Genomic DNA, 16,087 nt, shown 5'->3' with positions numbered 1-16,087 from the left:
CAACGGAGTGAATATGAGCGTATTACGTTCGTTATTAACTGCTGGGGTGCTGGCGTCAGGCCTGTTCTGGAGCCTGAGTGGAATTACTGCCACGCCAACGCCGCAGGAGTCGGATCAACGCTGGACGGTCACCCAGCAGCGTAATCCGGATGCTGCCTGTCTGGACTGTCACAAACCGGACACCGAAGGTATGCACGGTAAACATACGGGCGCTATCAACCCGAACAATAAATTGCCGATAACCTGTACCAACTGCCACGGTCAACCGTCGCTTCACCACCGTGAAGGGGTGAAAGATGTGATGCGTTTTAACGACCCGATGTATACGGTAGAGCAACAGAACAGCGTCTGTATGTCCTGCCACTTGCCTGAACAACTGCAAAAAGCGTTCTGGCCGCACGATGTTCATGTTACTAAAGTGACCTGCGCCAGTTGCCATTCCCTGCATCCGCAGCAAGACACGATGCAGACGCTAAGCGAGAAAGGGCGGATCAAAATATGCGTGGATTGCCACAGCGATCAGCGTACTAACCCGCACTTTAATCCGGCGTCCGTTCCGTTGCTTAAGGAGCAGCCATGAGTTGCACCCGACGTCAATTTATTACCCGCGTCGGCGCGCTGGCGGCGGTCAGTGGGATGGCAGGACGCGTTGTAGCGAACACGTTGAATATTAACGGCGTGCGTTATGGCATGGTACACGATGAGTCATTATGCATCGGCTGCACGGCCTGCATGGATGCCTGTCGGGAAGTCAACAACGTGCCGGAAGGCGTATCGCGCCTGACGATTATTCGCAGCGAGCCGCAGGGGACGTTTCCTGATGTGAAATATCGCTTCTTCCGCCACTCGTGCCAGCATTGCGACCATGCCCCCTGCGTTGACGTCTGCCCGACCGGCGCATCATTCCGCGATGCCGCCAGCGGTATTGTCGACGTGAATCCGGACCTTTGCGTCGGCTGCCAGTACTGCATTGCCGCGTGTCCCTACCGCGTGCGCTTTATCCATCCGGTGAGCAAAACGGCTGATAAATGCGATTTCTGCCGGAAAACCAACCTGAAAGCGGGCAAACAGCCCGCCTGCGTTGAGTCATGCCCGACGAAGGCGCTGACGTTTGGTAATCTGGACGATCCCAACAGCGATATCTCCCGTTTGTTGCGGCAGAAAACCACCTATCGTTACAAGCTGGCGCTGGGCACAAAACCGAAGGTCTACCGCGTTCCCTTTAACTATGGGGAGGTGAGCCAATGACACCCGCTTCTGCATTCCATTTTGCATCACTGGTGTGGGACTGGCCCATCGCCATCTATCTGTTTCTGATTGGCATCTCCGCCGGACTGGTCACGTTGGCGATTCTGCTGCGTCGCTTCCATCCGGAGGCGGGCGGTTCGGACAGCACGCTGCTGCGCACTACGCTGGTGTTAGGGCCGGGGGCGATTATTCTTGGTCTGCTGATTCTGGTCTTTCACCTGACGCGCCCGTGGACCTTCTGGAAGCTGATGTTCCACTACAGCTTTACCTCGGTGATGTCGATGGGGGTGATGCTGTTCCAGTTGTACATGGTGGTGTTAGTACTGTGGCTGGCAAAAATCTTTGAAAAAGAGGTGATTGCCCTGCAACAGCGTTGGCTGCCGCGTTTAGAGATCGTGCAGAAAGTGTTGGCGCTAATAACGCCGTTTCATCGCGCGCTGGAGACGTTAATGCTGGTACTGGCGGTTCTGCTCGGAGCGTACACCGGCTTTCTGCTGTCGGCGCTGAAATCCTATCCGTTCCTGAATAACCCGATCCTGCCGGCGCTGTTTCTGTTCTCCGGCATCTCCTCCGGCGCGGCGGTGGCGCTGATCGCTATGGCGTTACGCCATCGTAGCAACCCGCACAGCACCGAGGCGCGCTTTGTACATCGCATGGAAACCCCAGTGGTATGGCTGGAGATCTTCCTGCTGGCGGCCTTTTTTATCGGGCTGGCGCTGGGCGATGACGGCAAAATGCGCGCGCTGGCGGCGGCGCTGGGCGGCGGATTCTGGAGCTGGTGGTTCTGGCTTGGCGTCGTAGGGCTGGGATTGATTATCCCGCTGCTGCTGAAACCCTGGGCAAATCGTAGCGTCACGTTTCACGGCGTGCTGGCCGTTTGCGGCGCCAGTTTGACCGGCGTGCTGCTGCTGCGCTTTTTCATTCTTTATGCGGGACAGCTAACGGTTGCATAATCTGGACATCTTCCTTCCTGAAGCCGGATTTCTGGCGCTGTTGTTGAGTCTCGGGGTCAACGTGTTGACCCCGCTGGCGACGTGGTGCGGGATGGGGCAGCACTGGCGTGGCGTCATGCGCCTGACGACCTGCGGCGCGTGGACGGCGTTCACGCTGCTGCTACTGGCGTTTGCGATTCTGGTTAGCTGTTTTCTGACCAGCGATTTTTCGGTCGTTTATGTTGCGCAGCATAGCCATAGTCAGTTGTCATGGGGACTGCAACTGGCGGCGGTATGGGGCGGTCATGAAGGCTCGCTCCTGCTGTGGGCGCTGCTTCTTTCGGGGTGGACGGCGCTATTCGCCTGGCGCTCCCGGCATGAATCTGACGCGCTTTTTCCGCTGACCCTGAGCATCTTGTCCCTCATTATGGCCTCGCTGCTGCTATTTATTGTGCTGTGGTCCGATCCGTTCCTGCGTATTTTCCCTCCCGCCATGGAAGGGCGCGACCTTAATCCTATGCTGCAACATCTGGGGCTGATCTTACATCCGCCGCTGCTCTATCTGGGTTATGGCGGCCTGATGACCGCGGCGAGCGTAGCGCTGGCTTCGCTACTGTGCGGCGGCTTTAACGCGGCAACCGCCTGGGTTTGCTGGCGCTGGGCGTTACCCGGCTGGTGCGCTCTGACGCTGGGGATCATTCTCGGATCGTGGTGGGCGTATTGCGAACTGGGCTGGGGCGGCTGGTGGTTCTGGGACCCGGTGGAAAATGCCTCATTGTTGCCGTGGCTTGCCGCCAGCGCGTTGCTGCACAGTCTGTATGTCAGCCGCCAGCGAGGGAGCTTCCGTCACTGGTCGTTGCTGCTGGCGATACTGACGCTGATCCTCTCGTTGCTGGGAACGCTGATTGTGCGTTCCGGCATTCTTGTTTCGGTACATGCCTTTGCGCTGGATAACGTGCGCGCGGTGCCGCTGTTTACCCTTTTTGCTGCGTTAAGTCTGGCATCGCTTGCTCTGTACGGCTGGCGGGCGCGGGAGCCGTATCCGGCGACGCGTTTGGGCGGCGGAAAGCGCGAAACGCTCATTCTGGCGACGCTGCTACTCTTTAGCGCCGTCTTGTTGATCGTGCTGGTCGGGACGCTCTACCCCATGATTTATGGTTTGATGGGCTGGGGAAGGCTTTCGGTGGGCGCGCCCTATTTTAATCGCGTCACGCTGCCGTTTGGCCTGCTGATGCTGGTAGTTATCGTGCTGGCGACAATCAGAAGCCGCAAAGTCTCTGTGCGTTGTCAGCTTCCGGCGTTGCTGGCGCATACGGGCGTATTTATCTTCGCCGCCGGGATCATGGTTTCCAGCGGCAGTCGGCATGAAATCAGTCTTAACCTCAGCCCCGGTCAGCAGGTGGTACTGGCGGGCTATACCTTTCGTTTCGAGCGTCTGGATCTGGAGGCCAAAGGCAACTACACCAGTGAAAAAGCGCGGATCACGTTGTGGCGGAATGAAAAACGCATTGGCAGCCTGCAGCCTGAAAGGCGCTTCTATGCCGCGCGTCGTCAACAGATGATGGAGCCGGGGATTCACTGGAACCTGCTACATGACTGGTACGCGGTGATGGGCGAAAAAACCGGACCGGATCGTTACGCCATGCGCTTATACGTGCAGACCGGCGTGCGCTGGATCTGGGGAGGGGGATTGTTGATGGTGTTTGGCGCGCTGCTGAGCGGATGGCGGGGGAGGAAGCATCCTGAGTTATTGCCTGATGGCGCTGCGCTTATCAGGCCTACGAGTGAAAAGCATGGTAGGCCGGATAAGGCGTTTACGCCGCCATCCGGCAAGACGATGTTACTTGTGGCTTTTCTGATTTTTCTGCCTTTTAGCACCCACGCCCAGGTGGTGGATACCTGGCGCTTTGACAATCCGCAACAGCAGGAAAAAGCGCTGTCTATTGCCGGTCAACTGCGCTGTCCGCAGTGTCAGAACCAGAATTTGCTGGAATCCAATGCGCCCGTGGCGGTCAGTATGCGCCATCAGGTTTACAGCATGGTGGCCGAAGGTAAAAGCGAAGCGGAAATCACCGCCTGGATGACCGACCGTTATGGTGATTTCGTACGCTACAACCCGCCGTTGAATGAGCAAACGCTACTGTTGTGGGCGCTGCCGTACCTGCTGTTATTGCTGGTGGGCGTGGTAGTCTGGCGGGTGAGAAAGCGTCAGCACGCAGAAGAGGGAGAACAATGAGCCAGTCTGAACACTCCACTGCGCCGTTACGTCCCATGCCCGTAAAGCGTCTGGCGGCTGCGGCGGTGTTGATGGTGGCTGTCTGTATCGGCGGCTATCTGTTGACGCCGAAATGGCAGGCTGTGCGTAGCGAGCAACAGCGTCTGGCCGATCCGCTACGTGACTTTACGAGCCCGCAAACGCCAGAGGCGCAGCTTTCCAGGCTGCAAGAAAAAATCCGCGCCAATCCGCAGGATAGCGAGCAATGGGCGCGGCTGGGCGAGTATTATCTCTATCGCAATGCGTATGACAATGCGCTGCTGGCATATCGTCAGGCGTTGCGTCTGCGAGGCGATAACGCGCAGCTTTTCGCCGCGCTGGCAACGGTGCTGTATTACCAGGCCGGGCAACATATGACGCCTGCGACGCGTGAAATGATTAATAAAGCGTTAGCGCTGGATGCGACAGAAGTGACCGCGCGGATGCTGCTGGCGGCGGATGCGTTTATGCAGGCGGATTATGCGCAAGCCGTGTCGCTGTGGCAGACCTTACTGGATGCTAACTCGCCGCGAGTGAACCGCGCGCAGCTGATAGAGGCCATTAATTTGGCTAAATTGTTACAAAATCGGCAGAAATAATTTTTTCTTTTTTGTGACTTTTGTCATGTGTGCTGTTTAAAAAAACGGCGAATGAGACACAAGTAAAAATTAATTACCTCAGTGTATTATTCGTTTTTGACGAAGTAAAAAACTTTCCATAACAAATAGTTATTCATCATTAACGCCATAAACTCGCGTTATTATGCATAAAAACAGCCAAAAGCCCTGTTATGAAAGGGTTGCGCAAGACGCTATGCAAATGATACTGATTATGCGCGTTAAAAAACTCTACAAACCAACGCAACACAAATCATACCCTTTCAGTATGTATTGCTCTCATGCTTTCGGCGGAGAGCAACGCTTCATCGAGGAAGTCTGTTGTTATGAAAAATTTGAAAGTCAGCCTGGCCTGGCAAATTTTGCTGGCTATGGTGCTGGGCATTCTGTTGGGCAGCTATCTGCATTATCACAGTGACAGTCGTGAATGGCTGATTGCCAACCTGCTGTCGCCTGCTGGCGATATCTTTATCCACCTGATTAAAATGATCGTCGTGCCGATCGTGATCTCGACTCTGATTGTCGGCATCGCCGGCGTTGGCGATGCGAAACAGCTAGGCCGTATCGGCGCCAAAACCATTCTCTATTTTGAACTGATCACCACGGTGGCGATTATCCTCGGCATTACGCTGGCGAATGTCTTTCAGCCAGGCTCAGGCATTGATATGTCGCAACTGGCGACCGTCGATATTTCGAAATACCAGAACACCACGGCGGAAGTACAAAGTCATGCGCATGGGCTGATGGGGACGATACTGTCGCTGGTGCCGACCAATATCATCGCATCGATGGCCAAAGGGGATATGCTGCCAATTATCTTTTTCTCGGTCCTGTTTGGGCTGGGGTTGTCGTCCCTGCCGGCAACGCACCGCGAACCGCTGGTGACGGTATTTCGTTCCATCTCTGAAACCATGTTTAAAGTCACCCATATGGTGATGCGCTATGCGCCAGTGGGCGTTTTTGCGCTGATCGCCGTCACGGTGGCGAATTTTGGTTTCGCGTCGCTGTGGCCGCTGGCGAAACTGGTGCTGCTGGTACACTTTGCCATTATCTTCTTTGCGCTTGTAGTGCTGGGCATCGTGGCGCGCCTGTGCGGGTTAAGTATCTGGATTCTGATTCGCATTCTGAAAGATGAATTGATTCTGGCGTACTCGACCGCCAGCTCCGAGAGCGTACTGCCGCGCATTATCGAGAAGATGGAAGCTTACGGCGCGCCAGCCTCTATCACCAGTTTCGTGGTACCGACCGGTTACTCATTTAACCTCGACGGCTCCACGTTATACCAGAGCATCGCCGCCATTTTTATCGCGCAGCTATACGGTATCGACCTGTCGCTGTGGCAGGAAATTGTACTGGTGCTGACGCTGATGGTGACGTCGAAAGGGATTGCCGGCGTGCCTGGCGTTTCCTTCGTGGTGTTACTGGCGACGCTGGGCAGCGTGGGCATTCCGCTGGAAGGGCTGGCGTTTATCGCCGGTGTCGACCGTATCCTCGACATGGCGCGTACTGCGCTAAATGTGGTGGGGAATGCGCTGGCGGTGCTGGTGATCGCCAAGTGGGAACACAAGTTTGACCGCAAAAAAGCGCTGGCCTACGAGCGCGACGTGCTGGGCAAATTTGATAAGACCGCCCAATAACGGATTGCCGGATGGCGCTTTGCTTATCCGGCCTACAGCGAAAGAGAATGTAGGCCGGATAAGGCGTTCACGCTGCCATCCGGCAACCTGCTCCGGGTTGCCTGATGGCGCTACGCTTATCAGGCCTACAACGACTACGTTCATCCGACAATAAACATCAGCCATTTGTTAGCGTTTCGAACTCTTCGCAACCGGTATCAAACCCTTCCAGACAGCTTAGATTCAACCAGTGCAACGCCTTCTGCTTGTTCTTTTCAATAAAGCCCGGTTCACCGTTTAAAAACATCATTCCCGCCCAGTATTCTGAATAGCCGGTACGGGAAATGGCGGAACTGCGTTTGAAATACCAGGCGGCTTTTTCATCATCGGCGGCAATGCCCACGCCGTTGGCGTAAATCAGGCCAAGCAACATTTGCGCATCCACCGCGGAGTCGTTATCCAGATCTTCAGAGGCCTTTTGCAGCAGCGAGATGGCTTTTGGGTAGTCCGGGCGCCCGGCCTGGGTGTTGACCAGGATCCGCGCCAGCGTAATTTCGCCCGCTTTACTGCCCGCGTTAGCCGCCTTTTCAGCCAGCTTTTTCGCGTCGGGATAATCCAGGCTTACCGGATTAGTGATTTTGATTTGCGCCAGTAGCGCGCAGGCGTCGGCGTCGCCACTGTCGGCGGCTTTTTGCGCCCAGTATTCAGCTTTGTTCAAATCGCCATAGCTCAACCAACTGTCGGCCAGAAAATATTGCGCGCGTCTGTCACCTGCCTCTGCTGCCTGCAAATACTGGCTACCCGGCTCAGGATCTGCGGCATGGGCAAAGAATGTCATAAACAACATCAATGCAAGAAGTAGTTTCATTTTGAATTTTATTTAGGGTACGGAAAGGACAGTATAAAGAGATCGTATGGATAAAAAAACAGCCTCCGGGCGGAGGCTGTTATAGGGAAAATGCCTGATGGCGATGCTAATGCATCTTATCAGGCCTACAGTAGACGCAGGCCGAATAAAGCATTCTGATGCCGCCATCCGGCAGATCAACCCATTGCGCTTTCGCGCAGGCGGGTTTTCAGCTTGTTGTACTCATCAATCACATACTGCTCGGCGGCTCGCTGATCGGCGATCGGCTCAACGCGTACGGCGCAGTATTTGTACTCCGGCGTTTTGGTAATCGGGCTGAGGTTTTCAGTCACCAGCTCGTTACAGGCGCCAATCCACCACTGGTAGGTCATGTAAATCGCCCCTTTGTTCGGGCGATCGCTGACCTGCGCGCGGGTGATGATTTTGCCTTTGCGCGAATGAACCCACACCAGCGCTTCATCTTCAATGCCCAGACGCGCGGCGTCGGCGGTATTGATTTGCGCATAGCCCGGTTCATCGGCCAGCGCGGCCAGCGCCGCACAGTTACCGGTCATTGAGCGGCAGGAGTAGTGACCGACTTCGCGCACCGTCGACAGTACCATCGGGTACTCTTCGGTGAGTTTATCGATAGGCGCTACCCAGTCGCAGGTGAAGAACTGCGCCAGACCGTTGGGGGTATCGAACTTCTCTTTAAAGAGGTACGAGGTTCCCTGATCGGCATCCGACGTGTCGCGGCACGGCCACTGGATATAGCCCAGCTCGCCCATTTTCTCGTAAGTGGCGCCGTAGAAATCCGGGCACAGATGACGCAACTCATCCCAGATCTCCTGGGTGTTGTTGTAGTGCATCGGATAGCCCATCCGGGTGGCGATTTCACTGATAATCTGCCAGTCGGTTTTCAGGTCCCACTTCGGTTCAACGGCTTTAAAGAAGCGCTGGAAGCCACGGTCAGCCGCAGAGAAGACGCCTTCATGCTCGCCCCAGGAGGTGGAGGGTAAAATCACATCCGCCGCCGACGCGGTTTTGGTCATGAAGATATCCTGCACGATGACCAGTTCCAGATCCTCAAACGCTTTACGTACTGCAGAGAGTTCCGCATCGGTTTGCAGCGGATCTTCACCCATAATGTACGCCGCGCGCACTTCGCCATGCGCCGCACGGTGCGGCAGCTCGCTGATGCGATAGCCGGTATGCGCAGGCAGACTTTCTACGCCCCAGGCTTTAGCGAACTTCTCGCGGTTTTCCGGGAACTTAACGTACTGGTAGCCCGGATAAGTATCCGGCAGCGCGCCCATATCGCACGCACCCTGAACGTTGTTCTGGCCGCGAACCGGGTTAACGCCCGCGCTTGGCTTGCCGAGGTTGCCGGTCAGCATCGCGAGGCTGGTCAGTGAACGCACGGTTTCCACACCCTGATAGAACTGGGTGACGCCCATACCCCACAAGATCGCTGCGCTTTTCGCGCTGGCATACATCCGCGCCGCCTGACGAATTTCCTGTGCGCTCACGCCAGTGATCTCTTCGACGGACTCCGGCGTATAGCCTTCGACAATCTTACTGTACTCTTCAAAACCTTCGGTACGGCTGGCGACAAACGCTTTGTCGTACAGGTTTTCTTCAATAATGACATGCCCCATGGCGTTGAGCAGCGCGATATTCGAGCCGTTTTTCAACGCGATATGCATGTCAGCGATGCGCGCAGTTTCAATTTTGCGCGGATCGCAGACGATAATTTTCGCCCCGTTGCGTTTAGCGTTAATCACATGATTCGCCACGATAGGGTGGGAATCCGCCGGGTTATACCCGAAGACGAACACTAAATCAGTGTTATCAATTTCGTTAATCGCATTACTCATTGCGCCGTTACCGACCGATTGGTGCAGACCTGCAACCGATGGGCCGTGTCAGACGCGAGCGCAGCAGTCAACGTTATTGGTACCAATAACGGCGCGTGCGAATTTTTGCATTACATAGTTGGTTTCATTTCCGGTACCGCGAGAGGAGCCGGTTGTCTGGATTGCATCCGGACCGTACTTCGCTTTGATGGCGCTCAAACGTTCAGCGACGTAATTGAGCGCTTCATCCCAGGAAACAGATTCCAGTTTGCCGCCACGCTGGCGACGGATCATTGGGGTTTTCAGGCGCGGGGTCAGGATCTGGGTATCATTAATAAAATCCCAGCCGTAGTAGCCCTTCAGACACAGGGTACCCTGGTTGGTTTTCCCCTGCGCCGCCTCAGCCCGGACGATTTTGCCGTTATCGACCACCAGATTGATTTTGCAACCTGATGCGCAATACGGGCAAACCGTGACGACTTTTTTCATCGGTTTCGCTCCAGTTAATCAAATCGCGCATACGCGCTGTCGCCCTCAGTATGCATGTTTTATGCCACTTTTTTAGTATGGGCTTTCCCTGATATTACGGGCGAATTTTGTTCAAAACCCTGACGAAAAACAGGCTATCGTCAGTTTTGACGTGTCGAAAGAAAATGCCACATGACATTTATTATGGGGAGAAACGCGGAGCGCAGGCCAGATAGGGCGGAGCCGCCATCCGGCAATCTGCTCTGCCTGAAGTGGGGGTTTTTAATAAATTATCCGGATGGATAGACTCAAGGCCAGGGAACGCTTTGAGACTAACGCCAGGATAGAACAGGCCGCGGCAGGCAGTTCCATACCGCGGCCCGGCTTCAGAGGAGGCTGAAAAGGATTATCGCGGCAAAAATAGCGGCAATAACGAGATATTTCAGCGCGTAATAGAGAGTGCGGTTTTTCTTTTTCAGCCGTTGCCCGGCATCGCGTGCTGCGTGAACGTATTTAAAGATGCGATTAATCGCACCGGTGCGATCGTTCTCGTCGTTTGGCGAACTGGCGGCGGACATCAACGATGCGCCGACCCAGTGGTTTACGTTCTGCGCCCAGCGCCATTTCATTGGGCGCTCAATATCGCAAAAGAGGATAATACGCGTCTGCTCAGTTTTATTTTCCGCCCAATGAACGTAGGTTTCGTCGAAGATGACGGCTTCGCCGTCGCGCCAGCTATGGCGCTGTCGATCAACTTCAATAAAACAGCGGTCGTCATTCGGTGTGCTTAATCCAAGATGGTAACGTACTGAACCGGCATAGGGGTCGCGATGTTTTCCCAGATAGGCTCCGGGAGGCAACTCGGCGAACATCGCCGCTTTAATAGAGGGGATGCTGTTGACCAGCTTTGTCGTTATCGGGCATAACGTTTCCGCCGACGGGTGGGCATCGGAATACCATTTAAGGTAAAACCGTTTCCAGCCGCGCTTGAAAAAGGTGTTGAATCCGGCGTCGTTATTGGCCTGCGCGGCTTTTATGTGATGCTGAAGCCGTAGCGCCTCTTCACGAATCACCTGCCAGTTTTCCGTCAGCTTCTGCAGCTCTGGAAATGCCGTGGTATCAAAGTACGGCTGCTTTGCCGGTAACGTTGAGAAGCGAGTCATGAACATATTGATCGGAGCCATAAACGTCGAGTGATCAAAGAGTTGACGGGAAAGTTTTTGTTTTTCCACACCGCGTGAATGCGCATAAATGACGCTGATAATAAAAATACCGATAATGATTGCTGCGAACATAACGTCACTGTCCTTCTAAGAAAACCTCATCCCGGGATTTTCAGGCAACCCTCCCGGTGATGCCAAAGAGAAAAGTGTAGTTCGTTGACAATAAATTTACATTTCTACAACTTAAAAGGGCCATTTTTGTTAAAGAAGCGAGTCAGCTCGTTTAACCTTTATCCAGGCTTGCCGACAGTAGAATTAAGATGGCTCCGCTACTTCACCCGGTGACGGTTGATTACGTTATGTCTTATCTCCCGATGACGGCTGCCAGATCACAATGCTTTCGTAAACCGAAAATGACTTTGCTTGTAACCTTCGCGAAGATAAAAACGGTGTGCATCGCGGCGTTTAATATTTGTGGAAAGCTCCGTTAGCTCGGCGCCCGCCTGACGTGCTTCTTCTTCTGCCCAGGCCAGAAGCTGACTGCCAACTTTTTGTCCCCGCATCTGCGGTAATACCACCAGCTCCTGAATTTCGCCAATCCAGTTGGCATGATGGAGATGAAACTGCATATGCAGGCTGATCATGCCGACTATCTCTCCGTTGCGCAGCGCTAAACGATAATGAACGTTGGGGTCCAGTAAATTAGCGGCGAACCCATCTCTGAAAGCCTGATAATCAAGCTCATTTTTAAGTAACTCACAGATAAGCGCGTAAACAGAATCGGTATCCTCTGTTGTCGCGTGGCGTAATTCACAGACTGACATAATGTCCTCCCGACGCTTCATCAGGATCAACCATCTTTCGACAGACTGTAACAAACTACCGTCATTATTTATTCTATGGCAGTTAAACGGCGGATAACGTGCAGCCAAAGCTCAATCTGATGGCAAGGGGGAGGGCGAGCCTCCCGGGGAGTTAGGTGGCAGGCTGATGTTTAACCACGTTAATCATCCACGGCACACCGAAACGATCGCTGACCTTGCCGAAACCCTGCGCCCAGAAGGTCTCCTGCCAGTCCATTTCGATTTGCCCTTGTGCGGCAAGGTTATCAAACCAGCGCTTCCCTTCTGCTACATCCTGGGTATCAAGCACCAGCGTAAAGCCGGAATAATGCGCCGTTCCCGACGCGCTGGCATCACTCATCATGATATCGCTGCCGGCAATGCGCATGTTGGCGTGGGCGATAGCAGTATCGGGAAAGCGCACTCCTGACGGGCAGCCCTCTTCGTTATCCGCCGCTGAGGGGGGCATTTCACCGAAGCTGAGTTTATAAAGCAGTTCTGCGCCTAACGTTTGTTGATAATACGCGATGGCGTCGGCACAGTTGCCGGCAAAAGAGAGATAGGAACTTAACGGCATGATGGTTACCTCAGGTAAGAGATGCTCGTTAAGTGTAGTTCGAAATTGGCACAATATTGTCGGTGGCAGGGCCGCTCAGGCCCGGTAAGCAGGCGCTACCGGGCAATGACACGGTAAATCAGTTCTTTTTCACAAACTCGGATTTCAGTTTCATCGGGCCAAAACCATCGATTTTGCAGTCGATGTTATGGTCGCCTTCAACCAGACGAATGTTCTTCACTTTGGTGCCGATTTTCAGCATGGAAGAGCTGCCTTTTACTTTCAGATCTTTTACGATGGTGACGCTATCGCCGTCCGCCAGCAGGTTGCCGTTGGCGTCTTTGACAATCAGCTCATCGCTCTCCTGAGCGGGTTCCGCATCGTTCCATTCGTGAGCGCATTCCGGGCAGATGAACATGCCGTTATCTTCGTAGGTATATTCGGAGTTACATTGCGGGCAGTGGGGTAATGACATGTTGGTATCCTCAAAAAGTCAGCGGGGGCAAACGCGCCCAAAAATGGCAGATCGCCGAAAAAGGCCGCAATTATACACAAAATCCTTAGCGTTGTCGGGACTATTGCCGCTTTTATAAAAGGGACTGCGCCACGCCAGTCAGCAATGGTTTACACTCGAATAACCGCTTTTTTACTGTCACCACAGCGCATTAGGGCGTCCTTATTTACACCTTTTGACCGAATTGACATATATGTGTGAAGTTGATCACATATTTAAACCCTGTTAGGGTAAAAAGGTCATTAACTGCCCATTCAGGCGTCAACAGGTTCGGTTGTACAGTCCGTAACCGGACAGTGTAAGTAAACCTGCTACGCTTGTATGAGGGAGAGCGTTCGCGCCCCTCCCTCCGCTCGACGGCGACGCTGGCGCGGTATGCCAGTGCCCGCCGTATATAGCGCTACAGGGCTTAGCCTATGAGGACAGCTATGCTGAAAAGGAAAAAAATAAAACCGATTACACTGGGCGATGTGACCATCATTGATGATGGTAAACTTCGCAAAGCAATTACCGCCGCCTCGCTGGGCAACGCGATGGAGTGGTTTGATTTTGGTGTTTATGGATTTGTTGCCTACGCGTTGGGTAAAGTCTTTTTCCCCGGCGCCGATCCCAGCGTCCAGATGATTGCCGCGCTGGCCACGTTTTCCGTTCCCTTCCTGATTCGTCCGCTCGGCGGGTTATTCTTTGGTATGCTCGGCGATAAATACGGGCGCCAGAAGATCCTGGCGATCACGATTGTGATTATGTCGATCAGTACCTTCTGTATCGGGTTAATCCCCTCTTACGCGACGATCGGTATCTGGGCGCCAATACTGTTGTTGTTGTGTAAAATGGCGCAGGGCTTCTCGGTTGGCGGGGAATATACCGGCGCGTCGATCTTTGTCGCGGAATATTCGCCGGATCGTAAACGCGGATTTATGGGAAGCTGGCTGGATTTTGGTTCCATCGCCGGGTTCGTGCTGGGCGCGGGCGTGGTGGTCTTAATCTCAACGATTGTCGGCGAGGAGAATTTCCTGGAGTGGGGCTGGCGTATTCCGTTCTTTATCGCCCTGCCATTGGGAATTATTGGTCTCTACTTACGCCATGCGCTGGAAGAGACGCCAGCGTTTCAGCAGCACGTGGATAAACTGGAGCAGGGCGACCGCGAAGGGCTGCAGGATGGGCCGAAAGTCTCCTTTAAAGAGATTGCCACCAAACACTGGCGTAGCCTGTTGTCATGTATCGGTCTGGTGATTGCCACCAACGTGACCTACTACATGCTGCTCACCTACATGCCGAGCTACCTGTCGCATAACCTGCACTATTCTGAAGATCACGGCGTGTTGATTATCATCGCCATTATGATCGGGATGCTGTTTGTGCAGCCGGTGATGGGGCTGCTGAGCGACCGTTTCGGTCGTCGTCCGTTTGTGATTATGGGCAGCATTGCGCTGTTCGCGCTGGCGATCCCGGCCTTTATCCTGATTAACAGTAACGTTATTGGCCTGATTTTTGCCGGTTTGTTGATGCTGGCGGTGATTCTGAACTGCTTTACCGGGGTGATGGCCTCGACATTGCCGGCGATGTTTCCGACGCATATTCGTTACAGCGCGCTGGCGGCGGCTTTTAATATCTCTGTATTGATTGCTGGTCTGACGCCAACGCTGGCGGCCTGGCTGGTGGAAAGCTCGCAGGATCTGATGATGCCGGCGTATTATTTGATGGTCATCGCGGTGATAGGCTTGATTACCGGTATTTCCATGAAAGAAACGGCCAATCGTCCGTTAAAAGGCGCAACGCCAGCGGCGTCGGACATCCAGGAAGCGAAGGAAATTCTGGGCGAGCATTACGATAATATTGAGCAGAAAATCGACGACATCGATCAGGAAATTGCGGAGCTGCAGGTCAAACGTTCGCGTCTGGTACAGCAACATCCGCGTATCGATGAATAAATTTCGCGCTTAAGGTTCGCTTAATCTCTCGCGGGCATACTCTCCTCCATACCTTTGGAGGAGAGCGTCATGAAAAGCTATATTTATAAAAGTTTGACGACCCTGTGTAGTGTGCTGATTGTCAGCAGTTTTATCTATGTGTGGGTCACGACGTATTAAACGCCTGTTATGCCTTTTTCAACAGCACCCAGGCACGGGTGCCTGTTCTTTTCGTACGGTTTTGCAGGAAAAACTGTCCCTGATGTAGCTGGGTGATGCGGCTGACGATACTCAGCCCCAGGCCAATTCCGCCATAACGGCTGTCCATCCGCACGAACGCTTCGCTTAGCTTCCCGCATTTGCTTTCATCAATACCCGGACCCTCGTCTTCGACCGCCATAATAGCGTCGGGGTCGGCGCTAATGTGGATAGTGATATGGGTTCCTTCAGGGCTATAGCGATGCGCGTTTTCCACCAGATTTCGCAGCAGCATACGCAGTAACGTTGCGTCACCGCGCACCACCACGTCCGCCGCGCTTTCCGGCAGCAACAGAGTTTGCTGGCGCGTTTCCAGCATAGTGTTCAGCTCATCGTAGGAGGGGAGGATCACATCTTCCAGCAGTTTTACTTCCTGATAATTCCCGGAAGAGAATGACTGGCCCACGCGCGCCAGTTGCAGAAGCTGGGAGACGCTATCCATCATCTGGTCAAGACGGGCGATAAGCGGCGCGACATCAACATTGTGGGTTTTTGACAATAATTCCAGATGCAAACGCACCCCCGACAGCGGCGTGCGTAGCTCATGGGCCACATCGGCGGTAAAAAGGCGTTCATTGTCGAGCGTGGTGGTCAAACGCGTAACCAGTTGATTGATCGCCGAGACGACGGACTCAACCTCAAGCGTGGAGCTGTGAATGGCGATCGGCACCAAATTATCCGCCGTCCGCGCTTCCAGCTCTTTTTGCAGTTCGGCGAGCGGGCGGGTAATACGTCGTACCGCCTGGTAGCAAGCCAGCAGCGTCAGGCTAACCATAAATATGCTGGGGACGATCAGGCTGGCGACCGCCTCGCGAATTTCGTGCATGATATGGCGATCGTTGTTGCGATTATCCCGCAGCGCCTGCTCGAACAGTTGGATTTGCTCAGTGCTTTCATGCCATAACCAAAAGGTACTGATTAACTGGAACACCAGCAGAATAAGTCCAATTGTCAGCGTTAAACGCTGGCGAAGGGTCATCGCTCTTCGCTGAAAACGCATCAGGCT

15 protein-coding genes are annotated in these 16,087 nt (G+C 54.0%); 8 read left to right on the top strand and 7 right to left on the bottom strand.

The genetic code is table 11. From position 1 onward, the window contains the following. Positions 1–13: 13 nt before the first annotated feature. The 6 genes from nrfB (at position 14) to gltP (ending at position 6,688) form a co-directional block, all read left to right on the top strand. Positions 14–580 (top strand): cytochrome c nitrite reductase pentaheme subunit, encoded by a 567-nt coding sequence (nrfB, locus tag ACLD3P_RS11150; protein ID WP_000115065.1) that lies wholly within the window; start codon positions 14–16, stop codon positions 578–580. After that, positions 577–1,248, top strand: coding sequence for a cytochrome c nitrite reductase Fe-S protein (gene nrfC, locus ACLD3P_RS11145; protein WP_001278025.1), 672 nt, complete (start codon positions 577–579; stop codon positions 1,246–1,248). Before nrfB ends, nrfC begins: the two co-directional genes overlap by 4 nt. Next, positions 1,245–2,201 carry a cytochrome c nitrite reductase subunit NrfD gene (nrfD, locus tag ACLD3P_RS11140; RefSeq protein WP_021001034.1) on the top strand — a complete coding sequence of 319 codons (957 nt, stop codon included), beginning with the start codon at positions 1,245–1,247 and terminating at the stop codon, positions 2,199–2,201. The genes nrfC and nrfD overlap by 4 nt, the downstream gene beginning before the upstream one ends. After that, positions 2,194–4,416: a heme lyase NrfEFG subunit NrfEF gene (gene nrfEF, locus ACLD3P_RS11135; RefSeq protein ID WP_411006601.1), complete on the top strand. Its 2,223-nt coding sequence runs from the start codon at positions 2,194–2,196 to the stop codon at positions 4,414–4,416. The genes nrfD and nrfEF overlap by 8 nt, the downstream gene beginning before the upstream one ends. Then, a complete protein-coding gene (gene nrfG, locus ACLD3P_RS11130; RefSeq protein ID WP_411006602.1) occupies positions 4,413–5,033 on the top strand; it encodes a heme lyase NrfEFG subunit NrfG in 621 nt (206 codons plus the stop codon). The genes nrfEF and nrfG overlap by 4 nt, the downstream gene beginning before the upstream one ends. Before the next feature lie 344 nt (positions 5,034–5,377). Next, positions 5,378–6,688 carry a glutamate/aspartate:proton symporter GltP gene (gene gltP / locus ACLD3P_RS11125; protein ID WP_000793278.1) on the top strand — a complete coding sequence of 437 codons (1,311 nt, stop codon included), beginning with the start codon at positions 5,378–5,380 and terminating at the stop codon, positions 6,686–6,688. Between the two features lie 157 nt (positions 6,689–6,845). On the opposite strand, the gene yjcO is transcribed toward gltP, so the two are convergent. From yjcO to ACLD3P_RS11095, 6 genes are all read right to left on the bottom strand, one after another. After that, on the bottom strand, positions 6,846–7,535 hold the full coding sequence (yjcO, locus tag ACLD3P_RS11120; RefSeq protein WP_000771454.1) for a Sel1 family TPR-like repeat protein YjcO: 690 nt from the start codon (positions 7,533–7,535) through the stop codon (positions 6,846–6,848). Between the two features lie 176 nt (positions 7,536–7,711). Continuing rightward, the gene (locus ACLD3P_RS11115) at positions 7,712–9,859 is read right to left on the bottom strand and encodes a formate dehydrogenase H subunit alpha, selenocysteine-containing (RefSeq protein ID WP_011233236.1); all 2,148 of its coding nucleotides are present in this window, start codon (positions 9,857–9,859) and stop codon (positions 7,712–7,714) included. A gap of 365 nt (positions 9,860–10,224) precedes the next feature. Next, positions 10,225–11,133 (bottom strand): aspartyl/asparaginyl beta-hydroxylase domain-containing protein, encoded by a 909-nt coding sequence (gene lpxO / locus ACLD3P_RS11110; protein WP_411006603.1) that lies wholly within the window; start codon positions 11,131–11,133, stop codon positions 10,225–10,227. 257 nt (positions 11,134–11,390) lie between these two features. Next, positions 11,391–11,825, bottom strand: coding sequence for an aminoalkylphosphonate N-acetyltransferase (phnO, locus tag ACLD3P_RS11105; RefSeq protein WP_411006604.1), 435 nt, complete (start codon positions 11,823–11,825; stop codon positions 11,391–11,393). 151 nt (positions 11,826–11,976) lie between these two features. Continuing rightward, the gene (gene yjdN, locus ACLD3P_RS11100; protein WP_076936173.1) at positions 11,977–12,420 is read right to left on the bottom strand and encodes a VOC family metalloprotein YjdN; all 444 of its coding nucleotides are present in this window, start codon (positions 12,418–12,420) and stop codon (positions 11,977–11,979) included. A gap of 118 nt (positions 12,421–12,538) precedes the next feature. After that, positions 12,539–12,874: a zinc ribbon domain-containing protein YjdM gene (locus tag ACLD3P_RS11095; RefSeq protein ID WP_000056482.1), complete on the bottom strand. Its 336-nt coding sequence runs from the start codon at positions 12,872–12,874 to the stop codon at positions 12,539–12,541. 467 nt (positions 12,875–13,341) lie between these two features. Here ACLD3P_RS11095 and proP point away from each other — a divergent pair, with 467 nt between their 5' ends. Continuing rightward, positions 13,342–14,844, top strand: coding sequence for a glycine betaine/L-proline transporter ProP (proP, locus tag ACLD3P_RS11090; RefSeq protein ID WP_000919710.1), 1,503 nt, complete (start codon positions 13,342–13,344; stop codon positions 14,842–14,844). A 69-nt stretch (positions 14,845–14,913) separates the two neighbouring features. Beyond that, on the top strand, positions 14,914–15,003 hold the full coding sequence (gene pmrR, locus ACLD3P_RS11085; RefSeq protein WP_000844399.1) for an LpxT activity modulator PmrR: 90 nt from the start codon (positions 14,914–14,916) through the stop codon (positions 15,001–15,003). 7 nt (positions 15,004–15,010) lie between these two features. Here pmrR and pmrB read toward each other — a convergent pair whose 3' ends face one another. Beyond that, positions 15,011–16,081 carry a sensor histidine kinase gene (pmrB, locus tag ACLD3P_RS11080; RefSeq protein ID WP_411006605.1) on the bottom strand — a complete coding sequence of 357 codons (1,071 nt, stop codon included), beginning with the start codon at positions 16,079–16,081 and terminating at the stop codon, positions 15,011–15,013. Between the last annotated feature and the right edge of the window lie 6 nt (positions 16,082–16,087).

The sequence above is a fragment of the Salmonella sp. 741265073_HBA genome (assembly GCF_046569105.1).
Taxonomy (GTDB): Bacteria; Pseudomonadota; Gammaproteobacteria; order Enterobacterales; family Enterobacteriaceae; genus Salmonella; species Salmonella enterica.
This window is presented reverse-complemented; position numbering and strand designations above follow the sequence as displayed.